This window comes from Bacteroides sp. D2 (assembly GCF_025147085.1).
Classification (GTDB): Bacteria; Bacteroidota; Bacteroidia; order Bacteroidales; family Bacteroidaceae; genus Bacteroides.
Map to the genome: position 1 here is coordinate 4,864,243 of NZ_CP102261.1, position 17,719 is coordinate 4,881,961.

Genomic DNA, 17,719 nt, shown 5'->3' on the forward strand with positions numbered 1-17,719 from the left:
AGCAAATATACTAAAAAAAAGAAAAGTCAATAGCTTTTATTTATTCGAGATCTACAAAACTGCCCAAATATATTGATCATATCAATATTGAAAAACCAAACATTTGGACAACTCTTTTTATAGTCAGTCTAATCAGCAGCGTGGTACGGATGTGTAAACCAAAAACAGGAGCCGACTCCTTCAGTTGATTCCACGCCAATTTCTCCTCCCATTTGGGAAACAATGCTCTTACAGATAGAAAGTCCCAGTCCTGTACCCTGAACAAAAGTATTCAGCTTCACAAAACGTTCAAATACGCTCTTTTGCTTTTCTTCCGGTATTCCCATTCCGGTGTCGCGCACATAGAATTTTATCTTCTGATGGGATACTTGTTCATATCCCAAAGTGATACTGCCTTGCTGGGTGAACTTTAAGGCGTTATTTATAAAGTTACTGATTACTTGGGTGAATCTATTCTTATCCGTATAGATATAACATTCCGGAAATGGTTCCTCCAGAATCAGTTCAACACCTTTACCTACTTTCATTCCCATTGATTTGATAATTTCAGAACAAGTCTCGTTTACATCCACGTTGGTATATACAAAATTGAATGTTCCCGCTTCGATTTTCGAAAGATCGAGAATGTCCGATATCAGTTGTAAGAGAAGTTCGTTATTCTCTTGCACAATCTTAATGTATTCCTGCCGTTCGCTTCTGCTATCCGTTTCTGCCAGAAGACTGGAAAAGCCGACAATAGCATTGAGAGGAGTACGGATCTCATGACTCATGTTAGCCAGGAAAGCCGACTTCAGACGATCCAGTTCTTCCGCTTTATCGCGGGCAATAATCAATTTCTGTTCAGTTTCTTTCAAAGGCGTGATGTCATAATTGATACACAACATCTCAATAATGCCGTCTTGCGGACGATAATCTCTGACCATTACGTTAATGCTGGTCCATGTATATTTGCCATTCTCCCTGCATACACGAACTTCTTTACGCAAACTGGTTGCCTTTCCCGTTTTCACTTCACCTACAAAGTTTTTCAGAACAGCCTGATCTTCAGGAACTACATGTGCATATACTCCAATAACCTGTGGCATGGGAGTACCTTCTTTTTCACCCAAATTCCTGTACCATGTATCTTGGGCATATCCGTCTCTTGTCAATACATTGAAATGAGCAAATCCTACCTTGGCATAATCACCGATTAGAAGAAACAGATTCTCAAACTCCTGTATCTTAGTGTATGCATTGGTCGTTTCCGTTGTATCTATATTGATAAACAGATAGTTGATAAATCGATTTTGAGAATCATAGAGAGCAGTAACCTTAGTAGTAAGATTAATAATCCCATTTCTCCGGCTATCTACATATTGATTTATTTTTGAGAAGTCATAATTGATGGAGAAGTTTACATCTTCTTTCGCTCTCAATCTCTCTTTAACCTCTAAAGGAATATTGGGATTGTCGAACAGATTAACTCCCAATGCCTCATTCTTGTCAGACAAGCCGAATATTTCAAGCTCTTTATCATTAATATCTACCAGATAACCGTCTTTGTCGTAAAGTTCGACGCCAGCCGGAAGATTCTTATAGATGTTTCTCAATATCTTTTCGCTGTTGTCCAAAGCTAGACGATCTTCTTTGGCTTGTAATTCCGACTTTCGCAATTCGATGCAAATACTGATAATATTAGCAAGAGAGGAGAAGCATTGATAATCCACATTGCTCCAGCTACGCTGCGTTCTTACCATATCAATTCCCATATAGCCCCATACCTCTTCTTTAGAGATTAGCGGAACTACCATCAGCGACTTGATATCTTGCACCTCCAGCGTCTGACGATATTCCGCAGCTTCTTCGGGCATGTCGTCCAGCGTGTTCAGAATGATAGCCCTTCTTTCGGCTATCTGATGATTCCACCAGGTAGAAGGATCCCAGGGAATATTGCTCAAGAATTCCTGTTCCTTGGATATTCCTTCGGCGGTAACCTCATAAGTGCAATCCTGGCGTTGTTCTTTTCTGTTTATTTCGAAGATATAGATACGATCGCCCAAAAACTGGTTGAGGAGATCTCCTAATGTCTTGTTAACCACTTGAGTGACATCATCACATTGCAGAAAAGCAAGCAATGAATATGAAATATTATTTTGTTGGTAAAGCAGATTGCTCACTTGAAAGAAATCAATGTTTTCATTCGTAGTATCGATCGGTCTGTCAATATATTGCAGTAAGCCTGCCATATTCCTATATCCCTCTTTATCAGGCTTTTGGAAATTAATCTTAGAGTACACCCATATTTCTCCGTCTTTTGCCCGGATTGGGAACATCTGTTCGTATGTCTCCAGATAAGAAAGAGACATATACTCATTTTTAAGACGCAGCCGGTGATCTTCACGTATTCTTTGGTGAAATTCGGTGAAACTGATGCGGTTACTTTCGAGGCCGAGTAAGTCAACAATAAAGTCAGAGCAGATATATTCTTTATTCTTCAAATCTGACTCCCACCATCCCATTTTGGCCATTTGTGCTATCTGAACGTATTTTTCATAGTCATAATTTGTTTGTTCTTTCATATTGTTTGCTCTTGTTTTCTGTTTTATATTATAAGCTAGCCGGCAAAGATAAGCATAACTTTTAAATAATGAGGAATTTGCATATCACAGCAGGGTGAAAGTGGAAATTTGGTGCTGAAAAGTGAAAAAAGAGACAAATGAGTACAAACAGGGGATTATTTCGTCTTTCTCTTAGTGAAGAAGTGAATTATATAATCTATAATATATATCAGAAGAATGAAAAATACCAGATTATTCATGTTTGCGGCATGCACACTTTTTTTGGCAGCGTGTGGCAGGCAAACCGTGAAGATTATGACTCCGCCGGATGCGTCAAATCGTGTTTTGTTTGGTGCGGAGCAGTTACAGACTACCTTGGATAAAGCCGGTTATCAGGTAATGATGCAACAGGGAGACACGACATTCTCCGATCCCGAAATCAAAACGATTCTCTTGACGGAAGTAAATGACACGACACTCAAGAAAGAAGGTTTTCATATTTCGACGACGGGCAATCTGACCAGAGTGTCCGGCAGGGATGGGAGTGGTGTCATTTACGGATGCCGTGAACTGATTGACCGTGTGAATGATTCGGATGGTAAGTTGAACTTCCCGGAGGAACTGAAAGACGGTCCTGAAATGGTATTGCGTGGTGCATGTGTAGGATTACAGAAGATGACCTACCTGCCGGGACATGGTGTATACGAATATCCGTATACGCCGGAAAGTTTCCCCTGGTTTTATGATAAAGAACAGTGGATTAAATACTTGGATATGCTGGTTGCCAACCGCATGAATTCACTGTACCTTTGGAACGGTCATCCGTTTGCGTCATTGGTGAAACTGGAAGATTATCCGTTTGCATTGGAAGTAGATGAAGAAACGTTCAAAATGAACGAAGAAATGTTCTCTTTCCTCACAGAAGAAGCGGACAAACGCGGTATCTTTGTCATACAGATGTTTTATAATATCATTCTTTCCAAACCTTTTGCTGAACATTACGGACTGAAAACACAGGACCGTAACCGCCCCATTACTCCTCTGATTGCCGATTATACACGCAAGAGTATTGCCGCTTTCATTGAAAAGTATCCCAATGTAGGATTACTGGTTTGTCTGGGTGAAGCGATGTGTACAGTGGAGGACGATGTGGAATGGTTTACAAAAACAATTATTCCGGGAGTGAAAGACGGATTACAGGCATTGGGACGTACGGACGAACCGCCTCTTTTGTTGCGTGCGCACGACACGGACTGCAAACTGGTGATGGATGCTGCCTTGCCGCTCTATAAGAATCTTTATACGATGCATAAGTATAATGGTGAATCGTTGACTACCTACGAACCTCGTGGCCCCTGGTCGAAAATTCATACGGATTTGAGTTCGTTGGGTTCCATTCATATCAGTAACGTACATATCCTGGCAAATTTGGAACCGTTCCGCTGGGGTTCTCCGGATTTCGTACAAAAGGCGGTCACTGCCATGCACAATGTACACGGTGCCAATGCGTTGCACCTTTATCCGCAGGCCTCATATTGGGACTGGCCTTATACGGCGGACAAATTACCAAACAATGAACGTGAATTCCAGTTGGATCGCGATTGGATCTGGTATCAGACCTGGGGACGCTATGCGTGGAACTGCCATCGCGACCGTACAGATGAAATGGGTTACTGGGACCATCAGTTGGGCAAGTTCTACGGAACCTCTGACGAAAATGCAAGTAATATCCGTGTAGCATACGAAGAAAGCGGAGAGATTGCTCCGAAGTTGTTACGTCGTTTCGGTATTACAGAGGGAAATCGCCAAACGTTATTACTGGGTATGTTTATGAGTCAGCTTGTCAATCCGTACAAATATACGATCTATCCGGGATTCTATGAAAGTTGCGGACCGGAAGGAGAGAAGCTGATAGAGTATGTAGAAAAAGAATGGAAAAAGCAACCTCATGTAGGTGAAATGCCTTTGGATATTGTTGCTCAAGTAATAGAACATGGAGATAAAGCAATAGCGGCTATTGATAAAGCAGCAGGTTCTGTCTCTTCAAATAAGGATGAATTTGCACGTTTGCAGAATGATATGCATTGTTATCGTGAGTTTGCATATGCATTCAACCTGAAAGTGAAAGCTGCCAAACTGGTATTGGATTATCAATGGGGAAAAGAGATTAAGAATCTTGAAGAAGCTATTCCTTTGATGGAACAAAGCTTGGAACACTATCGCAAATTGGTGGAACTGACGGACGAACATTACTTGTACGCCAACAGTATGCAGACTGCCCAACGTCGTATTCCTATCGGTGGAGATGATGGAAAGAACAAGACTTGGAAAGAATTGCTGGTACACTATGAGAAGGAATTGGAGAATTTCAAAGCCAACCTCGCTTTGTTGAAAGAAAAACAGAATGGAAATGCAGTGACTGAAACTGTCGAGATTGCTGCCTGGACTCCTGCAAACGTGAAACTGATTTCTAATTATCCGACAGTGAAAGTGGATGAGGGTATTTCTTTATTTATGGATGTTCCAGGTAAGATAGAAGCAGTAGCTCCGGAATTGAAAGGAATGAAGGCGCTCCGCTTTAATGGAAATGAGCAGAGAGAGAAAGGCACAAGCATCACTTTCGAAACGGATGCTCCGGTGAAATTGTTAGTCGCTTATTTCAAAGACGACCAGAAAAAGTATGCAAAAGCTCCGAAACTGGAAATCGATGCGTCAGCCAATGATTACGGTCAGGCGGAACCTGTATTGACGAATGCTGTCCGTATCAATGGAATGCCTTTGGCAAATGTGCATGCATATAGTTTTCCGGCTGGAAAGCATACGTTGATGTTACCCAAAGGCTATCTGCAAGTGTTGGGATTCACGGCTGCGGAAACGAAAGTGCGTAATGCCGGGCTTGCCGGGGATGAAGAGACAATGGATTGGTTGTTTTATTAATGGGAATTTATCGGTTAAATGAGAATTTAGCGGTTAAATGGGAATTTATCGGTTAGGCTGAAAGCCTTACAATTATATATTTATTGGGGTGCCCTGAAAGGGCTTAATTCTATAGCGTAGGGCAACGCCCTACGAAAAAAAACACACCAGCCACAAGCCCTGAAAGGGCGGAACTATATACAATTATGCCCTTTCAGGGCGCAAATTCAGATTGTCGTTTTTACGTAGGGCGTTGCCCTACGCTATAGAATTAAGCCCTTTCAGGGCACTCCGCAAAATTATCATTTAGTGGTTATGCACTATTTAAGTATTAAACGATTAGAAAAAGTATCATGAAGAAGTTATTGCTGGCAGTTTTTAGTATAGCCACCACTTTCTCTCTATATGCGCAACGGGAAGTTCCGCAGGAACGAATGGAGCAGATTTACGAGGAAGTAAAGACACCATACAAGTACGGGCTCGCAGTTGCCCCGGCAGACAATTATCATAAGATTGATTGTCCTACCGTTTTTCGCCAGGGAGACAAGTGGCTGATGACTTATGTGGTTTACAACGGCAAAGGTGGAACCGATGGTCGTGGTTACGAAACGTGGATAGCAGAAAGTGATAATTTGCTCGAATGGCGCACTTTGGGACGGGTTCTTTCTTATCGGGATGGAAAATGGGACTGCAATCAGCGTGGCGGATTTCCTGCATTGCCGGATATGGAATGGGGTGGAAGCTATGAGCTTCAGACTTATAAAGGTCGCCATTGGATGACTTATATCGGTGGTGAAGGAACGGGCTACGAAGCTGTAAAAGCTCCGCTTTATGTCGGACTGGCATGGACGAAAGGAGATATTTCTACGGCACATGAATGGGAATCTCTGGACAAACCGATTTTGAGCATCCATGATAAAGATGCCCAATGGTGGGAAAAACTGACTCAATATAAGAGTACTGTTTATTGGGATAAAGATAAAACATTGGGAGCTCCGTTTGTGATGTATTACAATGCGGGCGGGCGTCATCCGGAAACGGATTTAAAGGGCGAACGTGTCGGCATTGCGCTTTCCAAAGATATGAAAACATGGAAACGCTACTCCGGAAATCCGGTCTTCGCGCACGAAGCAGATGGAACCATTACAGGAGATGCGCATATCCAAAAGATGGGAGATGTGTATGTGATGTTTTACTTCTCTGCTTTTGAACCTTCGCGTAAATATAAAGCATTCAATACATTTGCCGCCAGCTATGATTTGGTGAACTGGACTGATTGGAAAGGAGCCGACCTGATTATCCCCTCCAAGAACTACGATGAACTGTTTGCTCATAAGAGCTATGTGGTGAAACATGACGGAGTGGTTTATCATTTCTATTGTGCAGTAAACAACGCAGAGCAACGTGGCATTGCCATTGCTACCAGTAAGCCAATGGGACGTTCGGCTGTCCGTTTCCCGGTTCCGGAGAGTAAGAATCGCCGGCAAATCATGACATTGAATGAGGGTTGGAAAACCTGGATTACAGAGGCAACTCACTTGAAAGGTAATTTTATGATGCCTGCAAAAACGGTGAATATTCCTCATAATTGGGACGATTATTATGGATACCGTCAGTTGACACATGGAAACCTGCATGGAACAGCTATGTATGTGAAAGATTTCACGGCAGATGTAAAATCCGGGAAACGGTATTTCCTTCGTTTTGACGGAGTGGGTACATACGCCACCATTACAGTGAACGGAAAGGACTTCGGACGCCACCCCATAGGGCGCACCACATTGACTTTGGATGTCACAGATGAATTAAAACAGGGAGTAAATCGCTTGGAAGTGAAAGCCGAGCATCCTGAAATGATCGCCGATATGCCTTGGGTATGCGGGGGATGTTCGTCGGAATGGGGATTCAGTGAGGGTTCCCAGCCGTTAGGAATCTTCCGTCCTGTGGTATTGGAAGTAACAGATGAGATTCGCATAGAACCTTTTGGTGTACATATTTGGAATGACGAAAAAGCTGCTAACGTATTTGTTGAAACAGAGATAAAAAATTATAGTAAAGCAACAGAAACGGTAGAGTTAGTCAATAAACTAAGCAATGCTGATGGAAAACAAGTTTTCCGTTTGGTTGAGAAAGTTACTTTAGCTCCGGGAGAAATGAAAGTGATCCGCCAACAGGCTCCTGTTGAGAATCCTGTCTTGTGGAATACGGAAAATCCATATCTCTATAAATTAGCCAGCATGATTAAGCGTGATACGAAGACGACAGATGAAATTTCGACACCCTTCGGTATTCGTACCATTAGCTGGCCGGTAAAACGAAACGATGGAGACGGACGTTTTTACCTGAATGGAAAGCCGGTGTTTATCAATGGAGTATGCGAGTATGAACATCAGTTCGGACAAAGCCATGCGTTCAGTAATGAACAGGTTGCCGCAAGGGTAAAACAGATACGTGCAGCCGGTTTCAATGCGTTCCGGGATGCTCATCAGCCCCATCATCTCGATTATCAGAAGTATTGGGATGAAGAGGGGATCTTGTTTTGGACACAATTTTCCGCCCACGTGTGGTATGACACTCCGGAGTTTCGTGAGAACTTTAAAAAGTTGCTTCGTCAATGGGTGAAAGAGCGTCGTAATTCTCCGTCAGTGGTGATGTGGGGATTGCAGAATGAAAGCACTTTGCCTCGTGAGTTTGCACAAGAGTGCAGTGACCTTATCCGGGAGATGGACCCGACTGCCAAGACAATGCGTGTCATAACAACCTGTAATGGCGGTGAAGGTACAGACTGGAATGTAATTCAAAATTGGAGTGGTACGTATGGAGGAGATGTGACGAAATACGGTCGTGAACTCTCTCAAGCGAATCAATTATTGAATGGGGAATATGGAGCGTGGAGAAGCATCGACCTGCATACGGAACCGGGAGATTTCCAGGTGAACGGAGTGTGGAGTGAAGACCGTATGTGTCAGCTGATGGAAACTAAAATCCGTTTGGCAGAACAGGCTAAAGATAGTGTTTGCGGACAATTCCAGTGGATATACAGCAGTCATGATAATCCCGGACGTCGTCAACCAGATGAAGCGTATCGCAAGATAGATAAAGTAGGTCCGTTCAATTATAAAGGATTGGTTACTCCGTGGGAAGAACCATTAGACGTATATTATATGTATCGCGCCAACTATGTCCCGGCTGCAAAAGATCCGATGGTTTACCTGGTATCACATACATGGGCCAACCGCTTTGAAAAAGGACGTCGCCGTGCCACTATCGAGGCTTACAGCAATTGTGATTCTGTATTGCTATATAATGATCTGACAAATGAAAAGGCAACCTTCCTCGGACGTAAAAAGAACAACGGAACAGGCACTCATTTTATGTGGGAAAACCGGGATATTCGTTATAATGTGCTTCGTGCTGTAGGATATTATAAAGGTAAACCGGTAGCAGAAGACCTGATCCTATTGAATGGTCTGGAGCAAGCCCCTAACTTCAAACTTCTTTATCAGGATGATAAAAAGATATTGAAAGGAGAGGCAGGATATAATTATCTGTATCGTCTCAACTGTGGAGGGGATGATTATACAGATAGTTTCGGACAGCTCTGGTTGCAGGACAATACGAATTATTCCCGTTCATGGGCGGAGAATTTCAAGGATCTGAATCCTTATCTTGCCAGTCAACGTACCACCAATGATCCGATTCGTGGCACTCGTGACTGGACGTTATTCCAACATTTCCGCTTCGGACGTCATCAGCTGGAATATCGTTTCCCTGTGGCAGACGGAACATATCGTATTGAACTGTATTTCACAGAGCCTTGGCATGGTACGGGCGGAAGCGCTTCTACCGACTGTGAAGGACTGCGCATATTCGATGTTGCCGTGAATGATTCTGTTGTATTAGACGACTTGGATATTTGGGCTGAAAGCGGTCACGATGGAGTTTGTAAGAAAGTGGTATATGCCACAGTGAAAGGTGGAATGTTGAAAATTCATTTCCCGGAAGTGAAAGCAGGACAAGCCTTGATTTCAGGCATTGCTATTGCCAGCACAGATCAGGAACTGAAACCGACGGTATTCCCTGCGTCCGGCTGGAGTTGGGAAAAGGCGGATAAAGAAGTGATGGAAAAGACTCCGAAAGAGCTACTTCCGGAAGACAAAAATGCTCGTGTCAGTATATCATACGAAGCGGAAACCGCTGTACTGAAAGGCAAATACCAAAAGAAAGAACATCGCAAACAGACGGGAGTGTTTTTTGGTAAAGGAAAAGGCAACAGTATTGAATGGAATGTTTCTACCGGATTGGCGCAAGTGTACGCGCTTCGCTTTAAATATATGAACACTACCGGAAAGCCAATACCTGTCTTGATGAAATTCATTGATTCAAAAGGAGTTGTATTGAAAGAGGACGTATTGAACTTCCCGGAAACACCGGATAAATGGAAGATGATGAGTACCACTACCGGAACCTTTATCAATGCCGGACATTACAAAGTATTACTTTCGGCGGAAAATATGGACGGAATTGCTTTTGACGCATTGGATATTCAATAAATCTTTCTATCAATTGATTTCAATAGAAACGGGATACGGAGAAGTTAAACTTTCCGCATCCCGTTTCTTTATATTCGGATCATTTTCTTAGAAATAGAATAAAGATGTTATTTTTTTATGATTCAATGTTCCGATTTTAATTATTTAAAGATAGGAATTAAATAATCTCTATCTTTGAGGATAAACAAAAAGAACACTAATGGAAAGTGATATGCCAAAGTATGATTTGCCGGTTGATTATATTGTAGGAGAGGGGTTCGCAAAAGATTTACTGAAGAGCTATAAGAATTTTCCATGTAAGATTGAATCCGGCTTATTTATTCTTTGTATAAAAGGCACTATGCAGGTAACGATCAATAGCAATGCCCATCATATCAGTGAAAATGATTTAATAACCTTGCCGCCTAATTGCATATTGGAGATACACACATTCTCATCCGATATACAGATTTATTATGCAGGCTTTTCATCTCATTTTATAGAAAGTATAAATCTGATGAAAGCTACCCAGCACCTTCTTCCGGTAATTATGGAGAATTCGATAGTTGCTTTATCTCCACTTCAGGCATGTAGTTATAAAATGTTTTATGAATCATCTATTCTCTCATACGCTTCGTATAGGACACGGGAAAATAAAGAGATAGTGAAAGCAGTTCTTACCATGTTCATTCAAGGAGCAACTGAAATTTATAAGTTACAGAATAATTGGTATTTATCTTCTCAATCAAGAAAGTATGAGATTTATCAGGAGTTTTTGCAATTGGCCATGAAGCATTATACAGTTCATCATGGTGCCTCTTTCTATGCCAATGAGCTAGGACTTAGTTTACCCCATTTTTGTTCAACGATTAAAAAGGCGGCAGGAAATACTCCGTTAGAGGTGATTGCTTCTATTATTTTGATGGAAGCTAAATCCCGTTTAAAATCGGCCGATGAGCCTGTGAAAAATATTGCTTTATCTTTAGGATTTAATAATATTTCGTTCTTCAATAAATTTTTCAAGCAACACACTGGCATTACTCCTCAAGAATACAGGGGCCGCTAAACTTCTACTTTTCTTTCAAATGGTAATGTAACAGTAAAACAACTACCTTCTCCTATTTTTGACTCAACAAAGATATCTCCTTGCAGGTGTTCTACAATCGTTTTGCAGATAGAAAGTCCTAAACCGGTTCCCTGTTTAAAGGTATCTACTTTGTAGAAACGATCAAAGATTTCATTCAAACATTCTTGCGGAATTCCTGAACCGGTATCTTCTACAAATATTTGTACTGAATTAGCATTTCTGTTATCAAGCGTATACCCAAAATAAATATATCCTTTTTGGGTGAATTTCCGGGCATTATTAATGAAATTGCATATTACTTGTTTCAGACGCGTAATATCTGTGTTGATATAAACATCTTCATCCGGTAATAATGATTTTATTTCAATTCCGGAAATAGGTTTCATTGCCTGTTCTTTCTCTATGTCCATCATTAAAGAGTTAAGGGAACAGTTGGAGAAAGTAAATTTAATCGTATTTGATTCAATCTTGGACAAATCAAGTATATCGTCAATCAATCGTACTAAATGTTCGCTATTGATGCTGATTAGTCGCACGAAATCGGCACGTTCCTCTTCACTTAACTCATCATAAGTAGAACCTATAACATCAGAAAAGCCGACTATTGCATTCAGCGGCGTACGGATTTCATGACTCATATTGGCTAAAAATGCCATTTTAAGACGATCGCTTTCTTCTGCTTTTTTACGTGCCTCGATTAAGGTGTTTTCTATGTCTTTATATTCCTGAATACTCAAGCAGATTCCCACTAACCGATAGGGATGACCGGATATGTTTGCAATATAAGTTGACTGCCCTTCAAACCATTCCCAAGTACCATCCCCCCGGCGCAAACGGAATGGAACTGTTTTGTCAAAAGTTGTATTACCACTAAGTTGTACGACAAAAGCATCAGCCATAGGTTGCCGATCGTCCGGATGAATCATATTCACATATTCCTCCATTGTCAAAGTATTATTTTCTCCTGCCGGAATACCTAAATGTTCAAAATAACGATCGTCAAGAGTAAATTCACTCCGGCTTATATCATAATACCATGGATAGATTTTGGTTTTTTGCAAAGCAGTATTCAGAATATATTCCTGTGTAAGCTCTACTGTAATATTGCGGAAAAAGAATAAGATCTTGTTTAAATTAGTTCTATCCCTGATCGTTGCAAATTCTCCTCTTATGGGAAATTGTGTGTAATCAACCTGTTCTTGCATGAAGGTATGTTCAGGTAATGAATACGTATTTTCTCCCTGACGAATCTTTTCCAGAATAGTCGAAAGTATATCTTCCTTTTTGTTTAGCAGTTTAAATAAACGATTGGTAGGAAAGGGAAGCATATCATTGACCGACGGATGAACATGCAGTTCTGCAAAAGCCTGCTGATTGAGTTGTATAACTTCTCCATTTGTATCAAATATAATCACTCCGTCGGGTAAAATGTTTAATAATTCATCGTTATAGAGTGTCTGTTTGTAATCTTCCATCTTTTTATTGTTTTATACCGAATATAAGATATATGAGACATATCTTATAACAAAGAAAACTATTTCTGTGAAGATTATAACATATTTACAGCTCTTTTTGAGCGACTTATACGGTTATTTTAAATTGCAATACATTTAATGTTAATACAATATTCTTATTTTAATATTCGATATTCAAATATTAATAGAGGAGATGTGCCAAAACTCCTTTATGATTTTATTTTAGCACATCTCCTTTTCTTTATTTGGTAAGTTTTATCCCATTTATTTGCCAATCTTTTTTGGCTGTTCCTTCTGTGAAATTGAATGATTTAGTTTTGAGAGGCAATGGTTTGAAAGTTAGGGAAAATTCGGCTTCTCCGCTTTCAGGCAGAAAGAAATGCTCACCGGGAGTAATGCCGTCAGCTTTTTGTAATGTGTATGATGCACCTTGCTCGTCTACTAATTGGGCGTTCGCACTTACTTGTATCCAGTATTTGGGAATGTAATATGCATAGAAATGAACGATAGTGGCTGTATCAGTCAATTCTACCTGTTTCACTTCAATAATATCAGTATTGGTCGATTCAAAACTCGGATGGTTAACTACTTTTCTATTAGCGTTTTGGGTAATACTCATCTCGCGTTTTGGCGCATCCAAATATCTACGCATCTTTAATTTCAGGCTACCTTTACCATAGCCCGACCACATTTTCACGATTTTGCCTTCGGGAGAGATAAGAACATAATTCGGAATACCGTTGACATCATACACAGCATATAGTCCTGCAGTCTGTTTCAGATCACTTAAGTTTTGCCAAGTCATTTCATGTTGCGCAGAAGCAGCCTTCCATCTATTTTGCGTATCCGAACTCAAACTGATGATGGTGAGTCGGTCTTTATATTGCTCTTGAATCTCTTTCATTTCGGGCAAAGCCATGATGCAGGGACCACAACCGCTGCTCCAGAAATCAAGTAACATATATTTCCCCTTGAAATCAGCCAAATGATGCATCTTTCCATCTAAATCAAAAAGATCGGTATCTGCCATGTCATCTCCTTCTTTCACCGTTTTAGGAGGGAAGAGATTAACCCTGACTTCTTGTCCTTCAATGGAAGCTTTCTGTTCTTCGTTTAATCTGTCATATAAAGCCAGTATTTCTTCTTTATTGGTAAACCTTGAATTGTATTTCAAAGACATACTCAAACGGAGTAATTTTTCCATCCAGACATTGGAAATAGGGAGTTCCTTCATCAACTTTAATTCCCGTTGATTAATAATAGAAGATATACTATCACTCTTTGTTCGAAGTGCTTTTCGTTCGGCTTCTGAAGCTGAACGCATACTTCTTTCTTTGATAGCCAAACGTTGAAATTCGTCCCATAAGTCACGGGAATCCTCAATGAATCTATTATGTTCTTGTTGTTCTTTTACTGGACTGTCTACCCTCCATGTATAAATCAGAGGGTTTGTACCCGTTACTTTTATTTTTGCGCCCGGAGTTGCATAAATATCTAACGACATTGGAGGGAAATCTGTATCGCGACACATGAGAGACAGTTGATCCATACCGCTTTCTCCTGCATTTCGCTTGAAAAAGAAAGTTCCATTACGTATCGTATCCGTACCAACTATGCTTCCTACGCGTCCATCCGTCAAAAATAAGGAAACATGAGTTCCATCTTTCACTCCTTTTACCTCACCTTCAATTGTGTACTCGTGTTGTGCTTGTGAGACGAGACTGCCTAATAGAAAGAGGCTGCTAAATAGTAGTTTTTTCATCATCATAATATTAGAAGTAATTATATGCCGCAAGGTAAAGCTTTTCTTCATAGAGTGTTACTCCTTTTATTGTTCTTTAATATTTCTGTAAAAGAAAGGGGTACAAAATACCCTTTCGTCCGTCTATTTGATATGAAGAAAAAAGAACGAATGAAAATATATACTTTACTATTGGGTGTATTATTTGTAAGCCCGATACAGGCACAAACAGTGCATGATTGGGAGAATCATCATGTTCTCCAGATCAACCGTGAACCGGCAAGAGCCGCTTTTACCCCTTTCTCTGTACAGAAAGGAGACGGCTCAATCTCTTTAGACGGAACTTGGAAATTCCGTTGGACTCCCGTTCCCAATGAAAGAGTCATGAATTTCTATCAGATAAATTTTGATGATAAAGATTGGACGGATTTTCCTGTTCCCGCCAACTGGGAAGTGAATGGATATGGTACGCCTATTTATGTTTCAGCAGGTTATCCATTCAAAATAGATCCTCCACGGGTGATGGGAGAGCCGAAGACGGACTATACTACCTATAAAGAACGAAACCCGGTAGGACAATATCGTCGTACATTTGTTTTGCCAGCAGGATGGGAAGCGGATGGACAGACTTTTCTGCGCTTTGAGGGTGTAATGAGTGCCTTTTATGTTTGGATCAACGGCGAACGGGTAGGGTATAGCCAAGGCAGTATGGAACCGAGCGAATTTAATGTCACGAAGTATCTGAAATCCGAAGAAAATCAGATTTCACTGGAAGTCTACCGATATAGTGACGGTTCTTATCTGGAAGATCAGGATTTCTGGCGTTTTGGTGGTATTCATCGTAGTATTCATCTGATACATACACCGGATATTCATGTCCGTGATTATGCGGTACGCACTCTTCCCGCATCTGTTGGTAATTATAAAGACTTTATTTTGCAGATTGATCCGCAATTCAGTGTATATCGAGGGATGACCGGAAAAGGGTATGTCTTACAGGGAGTATTAAAGGATGCTTCAGGCAAAGAAGTTGCCACATTGAAAGGCGATGTGGAAGATATTCTTGATTTGGAACATAAAGCAAGCCGGATGAATGAATGGTATCCGCAGCGTGGCCCGCGTAAGATGGGACGTTTGTCAGCTATTATAAAATCACCGGAAAGATGGACGGCAGAAACACCCTATCTTTATAAACTACACTTAACTCTCCAAAATGAAGAAGGGAAAGTCGTAGAACAGATAGAACAGGCCGTAGGTTTCCGCTCTGTAGAAATCAAAAAAGGACAACTGTTAGTGAATGGTAATCCGGTTCGTTTTCGTGGAGTGAACCGTCACGAACATGATCCACGGACGGCACGTGTCATGAGCGAAGAACGGATGCTTCAGGATATTCTTTTAATGAAACAGGCGAATATAAATGCCGTACGCACCAGCCATTACCCCAATGTCAGCCGTTGGTACGAGCTATGCGACAGCTTGGGATTGTACGTGATAGACGAAGCGGATATAGAAGAACACGGATTGCGTGGAACACTCGCAAGTACCCCCGACTGGCATGCGGCATTTATGGACCGTGCAGTCCGTATGGCGGAACGTGATAAGAATTATCCATGTATTGTAATGTGGAGCATGGGAAACGAAAGCGGTTACGGACCGAACTTCGCTGCTATTTCGGCATGGCTGCATGATTTCGATCCCACTCGCCCTGTACACTATGAGGGGGCACAGGGAGTGGACGGAAATCCTGACCCGAAGACGGTAGATGTTATCAGCCGCTTTTATACCCGGGTGAAACAGGAATATTTAAATCCCGGTATTGCAGAAGGAGAGGATAAAGAACGCGCTGAAAATGCACGCTGGGAACGGTTGCTGGAGATTGCGGAACGCACCAATGACGACCGTCCGGTAATGACGAGCGAATATGCACATTCCATGGGAAATGCATTAGGAAATTTCAAGGAATATTGGGATGAGATATATAGTAATCCCCGTATGCTGGGTGGTTTTATATGGGATTGGGTAGATCAGGGAATCTACAAGACATTACCCGATGGCCGTACCATGGTGGCTTACGGCGGTGACTTTGGCGATAAGCCGAATTTAAAAGCTTTCTGCTTTAATGGATTGCTGATGAGTGACCGTGAAACTACACCTAAATATTGGGAGGTAAAGAAGGTATATGCCCCAGTTGAACTGAAAATGGAAAATGGGAAGCTGAAAGTGACGAACCGGAACCATCATATCGATTTATCATCTTATCGCTGCTTATGGACATTGTCTGTGGATGGAAAACAGAAAGAACAAGGAGAAATTACATTGCCGGAAATAGCTCCAGGAGAAAGTGGAACAATAGATTTGCCGACTTTCCGTTCATTGAATCCTCTTTCCGATTACCAACTGAAAGTAAGCATTGTTTTGAAATCGGATGCTCTTTGGGCAAAGGCAGGACATGAAGTGGCCTGGGAACAATTCTGTTTACAAAAAGGAGATTTAGCTTCTGCTGATTTAATTAATAAAGGAACGCTTCAAGTGGAAGAGGATGATAAATCTTTATTGATTAGCGGACGCGGTTTTTCTGTTCAGTGGGAAAAGAAAGTGAACGGAAGTATGACCTCCCTTATATATAAGGGCAAAGAAATGCTGGCTCACTCCGATGATTTTCCGGTTCAGCCTGTCACTCAAGTTTTCCGTGCTCCGACAGATAATGACAAGAGCTTCGGAAACTGGTTGGCTAAAGACTGGAAATTGCATGGAATGGATCATCCGCAGATAAATCTGGAATCTTTCCACCATGAAAAACGTGCAGACGGGGCGGTCATTGTCCGGATTCAAACAAGTAATTTATATAAAAAAGGAAAAGTGGTGACGACTTCTGTCTATACGGTCTTTTCAGATGGAACGATTGATCTGAAAACAACTTTCTTGCCACAAGGAGTTCTTCCTGAAATTCCCCGTTTAGGAATCGCATTCTGTCTGGCGCCTGCTTATGATACATTTACCTGGTATGGCAGAGGACCACAGGATAACTATCCTGACCGCAAAACATCTGCTATGATAGGGCTTTGGAAAGGAAGCGTTGCAGACCAATACGTACATTATCCACGTCCGCAGGACAGTGGAAACAAAGAGGAAGTGCATTATCTTACCTTGACCGACAAACAGAATAAAGGCATTCGTGTTGACGCGGTAGAAAACGCATTTTCTGCATCTGCCCTGCATTACACCGTACAGGACATCTATGAAGAAACTCACGATTGTAATTTAAAACCACGTGCGGAAATCATTCTTAGTATGGATGCTGCCGTACTTGGATTAGGAAACAGTAGTTGCGGACCGGGTGTATTGAAGAAATATGCCATAGAGAAAAAAGAACATACGCTGCATATCCGCATCAGTAGTAAACAATGATAGCAATAAATAACTAACAC

At 41.4% G+C, this 17,719-nt stretch carries 7 protein-coding genes; 4 read left to right on the forward strand and 3 right to left on the reverse strand.

The features are described 5' to 3' along the window. Positions 1–128 precede the first annotated feature (128 nt). A complete protein-coding gene (locus NQ505_RS17755) occupies positions 129–2,561 on the reverse strand; it encodes an ATP-binding protein (protein WP_195355495.1) in 2,433 nt (810 codons plus the stop codon). 216 nt (positions 2,562–2,777) lie between these two features. On the opposite strand from NQ505_RS17755, the gene NQ505_RS17760 reads away from it, so the two are divergent. The 3 genes from NQ505_RS17760 (at position 2,778) to NQ505_RS17770 (ending at position 11,054) form a co-directional block, all read left to right on the forward strand. Further along, entirely contained in the window at positions 2,778–5,477 is a 2,700-nt protein-coding gene (locus NQ505_RS17760; RefSeq protein WP_008999585.1) for a hypothetical protein, read from the forward strand. Positions 5,478–5,809: 332 nt separating this feature from the next. Continuing rightward, positions 5,810–10,009, forward strand: coding sequence for a malectin domain-containing carbohydrate-binding protein (locus NQ505_RS17765; protein ID WP_008999586.1), 4,200 nt, complete (start codon positions 5,810–5,812; stop codon positions 10,007–10,009). A gap of 199 nt (positions 10,010–10,208) precedes the next feature. Then, positions 10,209–11,054, forward strand: a complete 846-nt coding sequence (locus NQ505_RS17770) for an AraC family transcriptional regulator (RefSeq protein ID WP_032853590.1) — start codon at positions 10,209–10,211, stop codon at positions 11,052–11,054. Here NQ505_RS17770 and NQ505_RS17775 read toward each other — a convergent pair. Together NQ505_RS17775 and NQ505_RS17780 are read right to left on the reverse strand one after the other, a co-directional pair. Further along, positions 11,051–12,550, reverse strand: coding sequence for a sensor histidine kinase (locus tag NQ505_RS17775; protein ID WP_008999588.1), 1,500 nt, complete (start codon positions 12,548–12,550; stop codon positions 11,051–11,053). The two genes, NQ505_RS17770 and NQ505_RS17775, sit on opposite strands and share 4 nt — an antisense overlap. 241 nt (positions 12,551–12,791) lie before the next feature. After that, positions 12,792–14,318 (reverse strand): TlpA disulfide reductase family protein, encoded by a 1,527-nt coding sequence (locus NQ505_RS17780; RefSeq protein ID WP_008999589.1) that lies wholly within the window; start codon positions 14,316–14,318, stop codon positions 12,792–12,794. 126 nt (positions 14,319–14,444) lie between these two features. Between NQ505_RS17780 and NQ505_RS17785 the strand changes: the two genes are divergently transcribed. Beyond that, positions 14,445–17,699 (forward strand): glycoside hydrolase family 2 TIM barrel-domain containing protein, encoded by a 3,255-nt coding sequence (locus tag NQ505_RS17785; protein ID WP_083852329.1) that lies wholly within the window; start codon positions 14,445–14,447, stop codon positions 17,697–17,699. Positions 17,700–17,719 lie beyond the last annotated feature (20 nt).